This is a genomic window from Microbulbifer mangrovi (assembly GCF_002009015.1).
Lineage (GTDB): Bacteria > Pseudomonadota > Gammaproteobacteria > Pseudomonadales > Cellvibrionaceae > Microbulbifer > Microbulbifer mangrovi.
Map to the genome: position 1 here is coordinate 1 of NZ_LZDE01000326.1, position 12,192 is coordinate 12,192.

Consider the following 12,192-nt stretch of genomic DNA (forward strand, 5'->3'; position numbering starts at 1 on the left):
GTCACCGGCGTCGTACCAGCCACCGCGCAGGTCCCGTTCGGTAGAGGCGTCACCGGTGGCGTTGTAGCGGCGGGCCTGGGGATCCTGGCCTTGGCCAAGGTGGCTGGCGCCGTCAGTCCAGCGTGCATCCGCGTAGGGTGCCTGTTTGGCAAAGCCGGCACGCTGGTAATAGAAACTGCGCACGGCGTGTTTCAGTACCGGGCGGTACACATCCGCGGCAATACGGAACACGGGTGATCGCAACTGGTTGCTCTCATCGGCAAGAATGTAGTCGCCTTCCTGGCTCACGGCAGAGAGGTCGATATGCCACACCCGGTCGCCGGAATTATCCGCCGTGGCACCGCCGTTCCAGGTTTGTGGCTGGGTAGTGTGGACCACTTCACCGGAGTCATAGTTGATCACGTGTATTTCCGATGCGGGCACGTAGCTGTCGGCACTGTCGTATCCCAGCTGCGGGTCGCGTAGCACGGCGACCTTTTCGCTGTCGGGCAGGTAACCGAACTGGTCAACGGTGATAAAACCGCTCGTCTCATAACTCAGGTAGCCGCTGCCGGCGCCACCGGAGGAAGAAGAAGTGGAGGAGCCCGATGATGAAGAGGAAGACGAGCTGCCCCCGGACGAGCTGGATGAGCTGGACGAAGAGCTCGATGAGGAGCTTGAAGACGAACTGGAAGAGCTGGATGACGATGAAGAGGACGAGCTTGATGAGGATGAGGAAGATGACGAGCCACCGGAAGAACTACCGCCACCGTCTCCATTGACGCTCACGGGTACCGGGGAAATGCCACCCGGGCTCACCAGGAACCCGACGCTGGCCTGGCCGTCGACGGCGATGGTGCTGTTATAGGATGCCGGGCCCACCACATAGTGATTGCCGGTTTGGGAAACCAGTACCCCGTTCCAGATCTGGGTGATCTGGGCATCCAGGTCAAACTCTACGGTCCAGTCGGATAGTGGTGCTGACTCGTCGTTGAGTACAACGATTTCTGCCTGTGCCCCCTGTCCCCAGTCGTTGGGTATATTCATGCTCGCCTGTGCGGCGAATACCGCCGGTGCTGCGAAGCACACCGTGGCGGATATCAGTAAATGCGAAAGACGCATTGCCGGAACCTCCGTTTTCTCTCTGTTTATATAAAAAAATCCCATCAGGCCGCGCGGCCAAATTTGGGATTCATATGAAATGTATGATTTATTGACGTGCGAATACCTGGACTGGCCGCACAGATCGCCAAAAAGCGTTGAGAAGTGGAACGGGGGTCACGGGAGCTGGTTTAAATACGCGCAAGACAGGCAAAAAAATGGGCCGCATGATGCGGCCCGAAGTGAGTGAAGCGATTTCTCAGGGACACTCGTTGAAAGCGATCAGCCGAACTGGTTCATGGTGTTGTCTTTACCAGCAGCTTTCAGCGCGGCTTCACCGGCGAAGTACTCTTTGTGGTCGTCGCCCATGTCCGAGCCGGCCATGTTCTGGTGCTTCACGCAGGCGATGCCCTGACGGATTTCCTTGCGCTGTACGCCCTCGACGTAACCCAGCATGCCTTTCTCACCGAAGTACTCCTTGGCCAGGTTGTCCGTAGACAGTGCCGCGGTGTGGTAGGTCGGCAGGGTGATGAGGTGGTGGAAGATACCAGCCTCGCGCGCCGCATCTGCCTGGAAGGTACGGATTTTGTTATCCGCCTCTTTGGACAGTTCGGTCTCGTCGTATTCTGCGCTCATCAAGTTGTCGCGCTCGTACGCGGAAACATCCTTACCTTCTTCCTTCCAGGCATCGAATACCTGCTGGCGGAAGTTCAGGGTCCAGTTGAAGGACGGGCTGTTGTTGTACACCAGTTTCGCGTCCGGCACCTGCTTGCGAATCTCATCCATCATGCCGCCGATCTGACGAACGTGGGGCTTCTCGGTTTCGATCCAGATCAGGTCAGCGCCGTTTTGCAGGGAGGTTACGCTGTCGAGTACGCAGCGGGCTTCACCGGTGCCTTTCTTGAACTGGAACAGGTTGGATGCCAGACGCTTCGGACGCAGCAGCTTGCCGTTGCGATTGATGATCACATCGCCATTTTTCAGATCGGCTTCGGAAACTTCCTCGCAATCCAGGAAGGCGTTGTACTGGTCGCCCAGATCGCCCGGCTCTTTGGTTACCGCGATCTGTTTTGTCAGGCCGGCACCCAGGGAGTCGGTACGTGCAACGATCACACCGTTGTCGACACCCAGCTCGAGGAAGGCGTAACGTACAGCGCGGATCTTGGCCAGGAAGTCCTCGTGGGGTACGGTCACTTTACCGTCCTGGTGACCACACTGCTTCTCGTCGGAAACCTGGTTCTCGATCTGGATACAGCAGGCACCGGCTTCGATCATTTTCTTGGCCAGCAGGTAGGTGGCTTCCGCGTTACCGAAGCCAGCGTCGATATCGGCGATGATCGGCACCACGTGGGTTACATGGTTATCGATTTTGTTCTGAATCGCCTTGGCAGCCACTTCGTCGCCAGCTTCGCGGGCTGCATCCAGCTCGCGGAACAGGCCGCCAAGTTCGCGGGCGTCGGCCTGGCGCAGGAAGGTGTACAGCTCTTCGATCAGTGCAGCAACAGAAGTCTTTTCGTGCATGGACTGGTCGGGCAGGGGGCCAAACTCACTGCGCAGGGCGGCAACCATCCAGCCGGACAGGTACAGGTAGCGGCGGTCGGTCTTGCCTTCGAAGTGTTTCTTGATGGAAATCATTTTCTGCTGGCCGATGAATCCGTGCCAGCAACCCAGCGACTGGGTGTACTTGGAGGAGTCCTTGTCGTAGGCAGCCATGTCCTTGCGCATGATATCGGCAGTGTACTTGGCGATGTCCAGGCCGTTTTTGAACTTGTTCTGCAGACGCATACGCGCAACAGATTCCGGGCTGATGGCATCCCAGCTGCTGCCGTTCTTGTCACAGAGCTTTGCTGCCGCTTCGATTTCTTGAGAGTAAGTGGACATGCTGTGTTTCCTCAAATTTCCTCGAATTTCTTCGAAAAGGTGACTGCGGTTAGGTTGTGCGTATCGTAGGAGTGCTGGCATAATTTGGCTAATTTATTGTTCTGATTCTCGCTATCCAAATAGTGAATATTTGCCTGAACCCCTTGGTAACACTGAACTGACAACAACCTGATCCCGGCCAGTAGTGCCGGCCGAGAGCCCCCGCCCATGAATCTGGAAAGAGCTGATCTAAACCTGCTGGTCTACCTCGATGTCCTGCTGCGCGAGCGCAACGTCACCCGTGCCGCCAACCAGCTGGGACTGTCCCAGCCCGCTATGAGTAATGGCCTGAAACGCCTGCGCGAACTGTTCGGCGACCCGCTCCTGGTGCGTACCCGGGAGGGCATGATGCCCACCGAGCGCGCCATGGAGCTGCAGCCCATGGTACGCGAGGCGCTTGCCGCGATTGACCAGGTGATCCAGCCCAATCGGGATTTTGCGCCGGCAGATGCCCGTCGCACCTTCCGAATCATGGCGAGTGACTACGCGGAATCCACACTAATACCGCCGCTACTAAAACAATTACGCGTCAGTGCTCCTGGTATCAGTCTAGACATCATGACGCCCAGTGACGTGAGCTTTGTGGATGTGGAACAGGGCAAGGTGGACATGGTCATCAACCGCTTTGACTCCATGCCGCAGAGCTTCCACCAGGCGACTATCTGGAGTGACACCTTCTCCTGTGCGATGCGTACGGATAACCCGATACTGCAGGACTACAATCTGGAGAGTTATCTGAACGCACAGCACATCTGGGTCAGCAAAACCGGCATGGGTGTGGGTGTTGGGGTGAATCCGGAAGATGTGCAGCGCCTGGGGTGGGTGGATGAAGCCATCGGCCGCCTGGGACAGAAGCGCGATATTTCGGTATTTACCCGTCACTATCAGGTGGCCATGCTGTTGGCTGAGCAGAGCGATCTGATCGTCACCGTGCCGACCCGTCTGGCCCAGCTTGCAACCAGCAATCCCCGGGTGGCACTCCGGGAACCGCCACTGAAGATACCGCCTCTGGAGCTGAAAATGGCCTGGAGCCCACTGCTGCAGCAGAGCGCGCCACACCGCTGGATGCGGCGTCTGATTCTCGATGTAGGGCGCCAATTGTAACGGGGGTTGGCGGCTATAATTCATTTTGAGAATATCGAAGATAGTGCCTATAAATTAGCGATATGTAACTTTCCCTGTTTAGAATGCCGCAACTCACCAGTCCCTAGCACCAGTACCAAGAGGTCAGACATGACGGAAAGAATCCGTATTGGCGGTCTGCAGATCGCCTCAGAGCTTCACGCATTGATTGCACAGGAAGTGATTCCCGGCACCGGGGTCGACGCCGATGTGTTCTGGGCGGAATTCGAAAAAATTGTCAACGACCTTGCACCGGTAAACCGCGCGTTGCTGGCCAAACGCGACGATATCCAGGCCCGTATGGACCGGTGGTACAGCGACAACCCCGAGGGTTACAAGGATCTCGAAGCCTACAAGGCGTTCCTGAAAGAGATCGGATATCTGGTCGATGAACCGGCGGACTTCACCGCAACCACCGAGAATGTGGATGCCGAAATCGCCACCATGGCCGGTCCCCAGCTGGTGGTGCCGGTGATGAATGCCCGCTACGCGCTGAATGCCGCCAACGCCCGTTGGGGCAGTCTGTACGATGCGCTGTATGGCACCGACGTGATCAGCGAAGACGGCGGCGCGGAGAAAACCGGTGAGTACAACCCGGTGCGCGGTGACAAGGTGATTGCTTACGGCCGCGAGTTTCTCGACCAGGCGGCGCCGCTAAACGGGGCGAGCCACACGGACGTGCGCGAGTACCGGATCAACGGCTCCCTGTTCGAAGTTTCCCTGCGCAATGGCAAGGTTGCGGTGCTGCAGAACAGTCGCCAGTTTATCGGTTACCGCGGCCCTCAGGAGGCACCCGAGGCGCTGCTGCTGGCCCACAATGGTCTGCATTTTGAAATCCAGATCGATCGCGAAAGCCCCATCGGCAAAACCGACAAGGCCGGTGTAAAAGACATTCTTGTGGAATCCGCGCTCACCACCATCATGGATTGCGAGGATTCTGTGGCCGCGGTCGACGCCGAGGACAAGGTTGTGGTGTACCGCAACTGGCTCGGCCTGATGAAAGGCGATCTTCAGGAAAAGGTCAGCAAGGGCGGCAAGGAAATCCTGCGAACTCTGAACCCGGACCGCGAATACAGTGGTGTGGAAGGCGGCAAGGTAACCCTGCCGGGTCGCAGCCTGATGTTCGTGCGCAATGTGGGTCACCTGATGACCAACGATGCGGTGCTCGATAAAGATGGCAATGAAGTGCCCGAGGGCATCCTCGATGGCATGATCACCAGCCTGATCGCCATGCACGATCTGCGTGGCAATGGCCCGCTGAAAAACTCTCGCAGTGGCAGTGTGTATATCGTAAAACCGAAGATGCATGGCCCCGAGGAGGTTGCATTCGCCAACACCCTGTTTGATCGCATTGAAGACGCGCTGGGGCTTGCCCGTAATACCCTGAAAATGGGCATCATGGATGAGGAGCGCCGTACCACGGTCAACCTTAAAGCCTGTATTGCAGCTGCCAAGTCGCGTGTCGTGTTCATCAACACCGGCTTCCTGGACCGCACCGGTGACGAGATCCACACCTCGATGCTGGCCGGACCGATGATTCGCAAGGGCGACATGAAGCAGTCCAAGTGGATTTCTGCCTACGAGGACTGGAACGTAGACACGGGGCTGGCCACCGGACTGAAAGGGCGCGCCCAGATCGGTAAAGGTATGTGGCCAATCCCGGATCAGATGTCGGCGATGATGCAGGCAAAAATTGCCCATCCCCTGGCGGGCGCGAATACCGCGTGGGTCCCTTCGCCGACCGCGGCGACCCTGCATGCCCTGCATTATCACAAAGTCGATGTGGCTGAAGTTCAGCAAGAACTGGCAGCGCGTAAACCGGCGAGCCTGGATGACATCCTTACCGTGCCGGTCGCATCAAATCCGCAGTGGAGTGGTGACGAAATCCAGCGTGAGTTGGACAACAACGCGCAGGGTATTCTTGGCTACGTGGTGCGCTGGATCGATCAGGGGGTAGGCTGCTCCAAGGTTCCGGACATTAACGATGTGGGGCTGATGGAAGACCGCGCCACACTGCGTATTTCGTCCCAGCATATCGCCAACTGGTTGAAGCAGGGCATCTGTACCCGGGCGCAGGTCGAGGAAACCATGCAGCGCATGGCGGCCGTGGTGGATCGCCAGAATGCCGGTGATGCCGCCTACCGCGATATGGCGCCAAACTTTGATCAGAGTATCGCTTTCAAGGCTGCCTGCGAGCTGGTGTTTGAGGGGTGCAGTCAACCTAACGGTTATACCGAGCCGGTCCTGCATCGCCGTCGCCGCGAATTCAAGGCCAGTCAGCCTTGATCCGGTAGCGGATTCCCTGTGAAAAGCAGACCGACATGAAATAAAATGCCCCGCCGCGCGCGGGGCTTTTTATTTGTGTAAGCTGGCTGTAGTCGACAATACGATCCAGCAACTACGGAAGGAATCAGCATGCTCAAAACCACCACTCCCACTGTCGAAGGTCGCCAGATCGAGGACTATCTCGGCGTGGTCGTCGGCGAGGCCATTCTCGGCGCCAATATCTTCAAGGACATCTTCGGCTCCATTACCGACATCATCGGGGGGCGTTCTGGCTCCTACGAACGGGAAATGGCCAAGGCGCGCAAAATAGCCTTTGCGGAAATTGAGGCGCAGACCCGTTCCCTGGGCGGCAATGCCATCGTCGGTATCGATCTGGATTACGAGGTGGTTGGCCAAAATGGTGGCATGATGATGGTCAGCGTCAGTGGCACCGCGGTAAGAATTCGCTAAAAGATTCGCGTAAAGGTTTTGCGGATCGACCGAGCTGACCGGTGGTATTGATAGGTGGTTATGATTGATAGCAGCAAGCACAACGACGAGCATTACCTGTTACTGAAAACTGCCGGGGTACCTCTCGAAGGTCAGCAACCGCTGGCACAGGAGGTGGCGGTTGCTTTTTGCTACAACGGCATCAGTCACGCAGTGATGATGGCGTCTCCCGGCGCGCTGGAGGATTTCGCGCTCGGGTTCAGTCTTACCAGTGGTGTCATCTCGCACCCGGATCAACTTCTGGATCTCGATGTCAGTCTGCAGGAAGACAGTGTCGTCCTGGATATGACGCTCAATCAGCGCACCCTGAATCAGCTCAAAGTCTCGCGAAGAACCATGGCTGGCACCAGCAGCTGCGGCCTGTGTGGCGTCGATGCACTTGCCCAGGCGCTGAAACCCATCACCCATTCACCCGGGATAAACTTCAACCAGCTGCCACCTGCGGAACAGATTTCCGGTTTGCGCGCGCGTTTTCAGAATGCCCAGCAACACTTGCATTCCAGTGGCGCAATGCACGCAGCGATTTACGTTGACGAGCGTGGCGAGACGCGATTCTGTCGCGAGGATATCGGTCGCCACAATGCGCTGGATAAATTGATTGGGGCCTGCGTGTGTGAGGGTATTGATATGCGACAAGGTTTCGTCGCCATCACCAGTCGCTGCAGTCTCGAATTGGTCCAGAAATCCGTGTGTAGCGGGGTGAGCACCCTGGTCAGCCTCGCGTCTCCATCAGATATGGCGGTACGCTGGGCGCGAAAATATTATCTCAATCTGTTGCACCAACCTGTACAGGGCCCGGCGCGACTTTACAGTGGCCGCGGAATAGATCCTGGCTCAGAACCTAATTCACCCGCCGAGGTATCTCAATGAAAACGCCTGTTGATCGATTCCGTTTTCGTCCGTACAAGAAGCCCGCGGCGGGTTGGGGCGCATTGCGCAGTGTTGCCCACGCCTGGCTTGACAGCCGGCAGCCGTTCAAGAATCTGCGCGCCATGCTGCAGACCAATCAAAACGGCGGCTTTGACTGTCCCGGGTGTGCCTGGGGAGAGGCGCCGAAGGAAGGGCACATCCGTTTCTGCGAAAACGGTGCCAAAGCGGTGAACTGGGAGGCATCCGGGCGCGGTGTGGATCGTGAATTCTTCGCTCGCCACAGTCTGAAAGACCTGCTCGCCGAGGACGATTACTGGCTCGAGTATCAGGGGCGACTGACGGAGCCGATGCTGTATGACGGGGAGGGTGCGCATTACCAGCCCATATCCTGGGACGAGGCATTTGCTCTGATCGCCAGCCACCTGAAAGCGCTTGAGACACCAGACCAGGCCGCATTCTATACCTCCGGTCGCGCCAGTAACGAAGCGGCATTCCTGTACCAGCTTTTTGCCCGCGCATTTGGCACCAACAATCTGCCCGATTGCTCGAATATGTGTCATGAGGCCAGCGGCGTCGCGCTAAAACAGAGTATCGGCACCGGTAAAGGCACGGTGACCTACGAGGATTTTGAAAAAGCAGAGGCGATATTCGTCATCGGCCAGAATCCGGGCACCAATCACCCGCGCATGCTCGAGCCTTTGAGCGATGCGGTAGAGCGCGGGGCCCAGGTCGTTGTGCTGAACCCCCTGCGCGAACGGGGCCTGGAGCGATTCCAGGCGCCTCAGGACCCTGTACAGATGCTGACCGGTGGGGAAATGGCCCTGAATACCGCCTATTTGCGTCCGTCCCTCGGTGGAGATATGGCGGCGATCCGCGGTATTGCCAAGTTTCTGTTCCAGTGGCAGGACGAGGCGGAGCAGGGCGAATCCACCGGCCCGCTCGACCTTGAATTTATTCACGAGCACTGTGTGGGCTTCGAAGACTACCGCGCTCAGGTTGCGGCTACATCATGGGACGAAATCCAGTCTTTTAGCGGGCTGGAGAAAGATGAGATTGAACGGGCGGCACATATTTATTGCCGCAGTAACGCCACCATCATCTGCTGGGCCATGGGCGTTACCCAGCACCGTCACTCCGTAGCCACGATTCAGGAAATTACCAACCTGCAATTATTGCGCGGGCAGGTCGGTCGTCCCGGTGCCGGGCTCTGCCCGGTGCGGGGGCACAGCAATGTGCAGGGCGATCGCACCATGGGCATCGATGAGTGCCCATCGGCCGCGTTTCTCGATGCACTGGAACACAGGTTTGAATTCTCAGCACCTCGATCGCACGGCTACAACGTGGTGAAAACCATCGAGGCGATGCTTGCCGAGAAAGTGAAAGTGTTTATCGGACTCGGCGGCAACTTCGCCCAGGCGACACCGGACAGCGCCCGCACCCACGGCGCGCTGCGCAACTGCGATCTCACGGTACAGATCAGTACCAAACTCAATCGCAGTCATCTGGTGACTGGCAAGAAGGCGCTGATCCTGCCGTGCCTTGGCCGTTCCGACATCGATCAACAGCACAGTGGCCCGCAGGCGGTAACGGTAGAGGACTCGTTCAGCATGGTCCACGCTTCCTACGGTCAGCTCAAACCGCTCTCTCCGGAGATGCGTTCGGAGCCGGCGATTATTGCAGGGATCGCGCAGGCCGCACTGGGCAGTGTTCCGGTGCCCTGGGTCGAACTCACGGAGGATTATCGGCGCATTCGCGAGCTGATCGCAGAAGTCATACCGGGCTTTGAAAACTTTGAGGAGAAACTGCAGGCACCGGGCGGGTTTTACCTGCAAAATCCGGCTGGCAAACGACAGTGGCATACCGCAAACGAGAAAGCCAATTTCTACAGTCACTCGCTGCCCGCACCCCTGCCGCAGGAGGTACTGGCAAAAATCGGCAAGCGCGGTGCGCGCAATGCCGACCTGGTATTACAGACCTTGCGCTCCCACGACCAGTACAACACCACTGTTTACGGTCTCAATGACCGCTATCGCGGAGTAAAAGGAGAGCGCCATGTACTGTTCGCTCACCTGGAGGATATTCACCGCCTGGGATTTGCCGATCGCCAGAAAGTGGATATCGTTTCCCTGTGGAGTGATGATGTCGAGCGCCGGGTTGCAGGGTTTACCCTGATTGCTTTCGATATTCCCAAGGGGCAGGCCGCGGCCTATTACCCGGAAGCGAACCCTCTGGTTCCGCTGGAGAGCTACGGTATTGACAGTTTTACACCCACTTCCAAATACATTGCGATCCGCCTGGAGCCGAACAGCGCACCCGAGCGGATCGTTTGATCGAGGGGTTTAGGCTGTTGCTTTTGCCGGATTTCCTTCTGTCGGGAAAGTACATACGAAATAGGCACCGTTGGTGTCGGGAGCTTGCTGGAGCTCGACTGTGGCGCCGTGGGCAAATGCGATTTCTTTTACGATGGCGAGACCAAGGCCGCAGCCTTCACCGGTAATCTTTGAGCGGAAAAAGCGCTCGAAAATCTGTGGCCAGTGCTCTCGGGGAATGCCCAGGCCATCATCTTTTACCGTGAGTTGAATCCTGTCGTTTTCTCGGTCGAGTTCCACCCATACATTGCCGCCCTCTGGTACATAGAGGATGGCGTTTTCCATCAGGTTCCACACCAGTTCCCGCAGCAGGAAATACTCTCCAGAAACTTTGAAAACATCAGGGGATTTACCGGTGAAGTTTTGGTGCAGCGTAACGTTGCGGTCGCGCGCCAGTTCCCTGAGGCTTTCTGTTGCCTCGCGGACTACGTTGTCCAGGGCGACCTGTTCGTTGCGCAATCCGCGGCCCGATGCCGTTTCTGCACGTGCCAGTTTCAGCAGCTGGTTGTTCAGGTGTGTCATGGCGTCGGTGGTCTGGCAAATCCGTTCCAATGCCTGATGGGTAGCGTCGAGACTCTGTTCCCGTAACGCCAGCTGAGCCTGTAGTTTGATCCCCGCGAGCGGTGTTTTCAGCTGGTGGGAAATGTTGCCAATAAACTGCTCACGCGCACTGAACGCATCGTCCAGTCGCTCCAGCAGGCGGTTGGTGTTGTCGATTACTGTGCGAACCTCTTTGGGTGCGGGCGGTGTACTGATGGGCGTCAGATCCCGCGGACTGCGGCTCGCGAGTTCCTGGCTGAGCCTCAGCAGGGGACGAATGCCGCGGCCGAGGGCGAAAGCAACCACCAGCAGGGCAACTACAATCATAGCCGCCTTGGAGAGGACCACTTCCAGCATCAGTGTGCGAGAAGGAGGGATTCGTTTATGCAGGGTTTCCGCAACGCTAACCACTGCACTATCGCCGGGGGATTCTGCATTGGCAAGCAGGGTGACGCTGCGTACCCACTGGTCGCCTATTTTGACGTTGGTGAAAACGGGTCCGCGTTCCAGAGTGGCGATTTTCAGGTTTACCCAGGCTTCACTTTTGCCCCCAAGTACCTGGCCATCGAGTGTGGAGACGCGGTAGAAAACCTCGTCCAGCTCATCCCACTTGAATACTTCGATGGCGACCTCATCCGCATGCAGCACGAGCTCTCCGTTTTCCCGACGAACTTCCTGCGCGAGGGAGTACGCCGAGTCGAGCAACCAGCGGTCGAACACCTGATTTGTGACGTGCAAGCCGATGCCGAAGGTGATCAACATTTCGATCAACAGCAAAACAAACAGCGGCCCGCCAACGAGTAGCAAGAGCAGTGAACGCAGATCGAGGCGGGTGCTCAATTGGCTACCTCCAGCACGTAACCCGCGCCGCGCTGGGTGCGAATGGCCAGTCCGGATTCTCTGAGCCGTCGCCGCAACCGATGCACGTAGACTTCGACCGCGTTGTCGCCGACCTCGTCACCCTCTCGGCTCAGCCTGTGCGCTAGACGCGCTTTGGTGACAACTTTGCCCGCACACAATGCCAGGATTTCGAGAATCTCATATTCCCGAGCGGGTAATTCGAGTCGCTCATCATTCAGGGTTGCTGTGCGCTGGAAAGGGCTTAGCTTCAGGTTGCCAAGATTTACCTCGTCAGTAGAGAGATTGTGGCTGCGTCGCAGCAGCGCACGCAGACGCGCCTCCAGTTCCCTGAGGTCGAACGGCTTTTCCATATAGTCGTCGGCGCCCTGATCGAGCGCGGCAACCTGTTGTTCTACGCCGTCGCGGGCGGTCAGTACCAGTACCGGTACGCGGCTCTGGCGCGCACGCAGTTTGCGGAGGAGCTCAAGGCCGTCCATATCCGGCAATCCAAGATCGAGAATGATCAGGTCTACGTCGTTGGCTCGTAGCAGGCCATCCGCGCGTTCGCCATAGGGGGCATGCAGCACGGTGTACGCGCTTTGTTTAAGCGCCTGCACCAGCCCCATTGCGATCAGCGGGTCATCTTCTACCAGCAGTACATTCATATGCTTGGGTA

General features: G+C 57.6%; 9 protein-coding genes. 5 read left to right on the plus strand and 4 right to left on the minus strand.

Annotation, left to right across the window (positions count from 1 at the left end; translation table 11 throughout):
• Positions 1 to 1,101: cellulose binding domain-containing protein (locus tag B4U49_RS18885; RefSeq protein WP_193432847.1), on the minus strand; the 1,101-nt coding region annotated here is incomplete at its 3' end.
• Between the two features lie 261 nt (positions 1,102 to 1,362).
• Positions 1,363 to 2,961, minus strand: coding sequence for an isocitrate lyase (locus B4U49_RS12720; protein ID WP_078084979.1), 1,599 nt, complete (start codon positions 2,959 to 2,961; stop codon positions 1,363 to 1,365).
• Between the two features lie 207 nt (positions 2,962 to 3,168).
• Between B4U49_RS12720 and B4U49_RS12730 the strand changes: the two genes are divergently transcribed.
• The 5 genes from B4U49_RS12730 to B4U49_RS12750 all read left to right on the plus strand — a co-directional run bounded on the left by B4U49_RS12730 (position 3,169) and on the right by B4U49_RS12750 (position 10,097).
• Positions 3,169 to 4,104: a LysR family transcriptional regulator gene (locus B4U49_RS12730; RefSeq protein ID WP_078084981.1), complete on the plus strand. Its 936-nt coding sequence runs from the start codon at positions 3,169 to 3,171 to the stop codon at positions 4,102 to 4,104.
• A gap of 129 nt (positions 4,105 to 4,233) precedes the next feature.
• Positions 4,234 to 6,408, plus strand: coding sequence for a malate synthase G (locus B4U49_RS12735; protein WP_078084982.1), 2,175 nt, complete (start codon positions 4,234 to 4,236; stop codon positions 6,406 to 6,408).
• A gap of 129 nt (positions 6,409 to 6,537) precedes the next feature.
• On the plus strand, positions 6,538 to 6,858 hold the full coding sequence (locus B4U49_RS12740; RefSeq protein WP_078084983.1) for a heavy metal-binding domain-containing protein: 321 nt from the start codon (positions 6,538 to 6,540) through the stop codon (positions 6,856 to 6,858).
• Between the two features lie 60 nt (positions 6,859 to 6,918).
• Positions 6,919 to 7,767, plus strand: coding sequence for a formate dehydrogenase accessory sulfurtransferase FdhD (fdhD, locus tag B4U49_RS12745; RefSeq protein ID WP_078084984.1), 849 nt, complete (start codon positions 6,919 to 6,921; stop codon positions 7,765 to 7,767).
• Positions 7,764 to 10,097: an FdhF/YdeP family oxidoreductase gene (locus tag B4U49_RS12750; RefSeq protein ID WP_143735654.1), complete on the plus strand. Its 2,334-nt coding sequence runs from the start codon at positions 7,764 to 7,766 to the stop codon at positions 10,095 to 10,097. The genes fdhD and B4U49_RS12750 overlap by 4 nt, the downstream gene beginning before the upstream one ends.
• 9 nt (positions 10,098 to 10,106) lie before the next feature.
• On the opposite strand, the gene B4U49_RS12755 is transcribed toward B4U49_RS12750, so the two are convergent.
• Both B4U49_RS12755 and B4U49_RS12760 read right to left on the minus strand, forming a co-directional pair.
• Positions 10,107 to 11,516, minus strand: a complete 1,410-nt coding sequence (locus tag B4U49_RS12755; protein WP_078084986.1) for a sensor histidine kinase — start codon at positions 11,514 to 11,516, stop codon at positions 10,107 to 10,109.
• Positions 11,513 to 12,181, minus strand: coding sequence for a response regulator transcription factor (locus B4U49_RS12760; protein WP_078084987.1), 669 nt, complete (start codon positions 12,179 to 12,181; stop codon positions 11,513 to 11,515). Before B4U49_RS12760 ends, B4U49_RS12755 begins: the two co-directional genes overlap by 4 nt.
• Positions 12,182 to 12,192 lie beyond the last annotated feature (11 nt).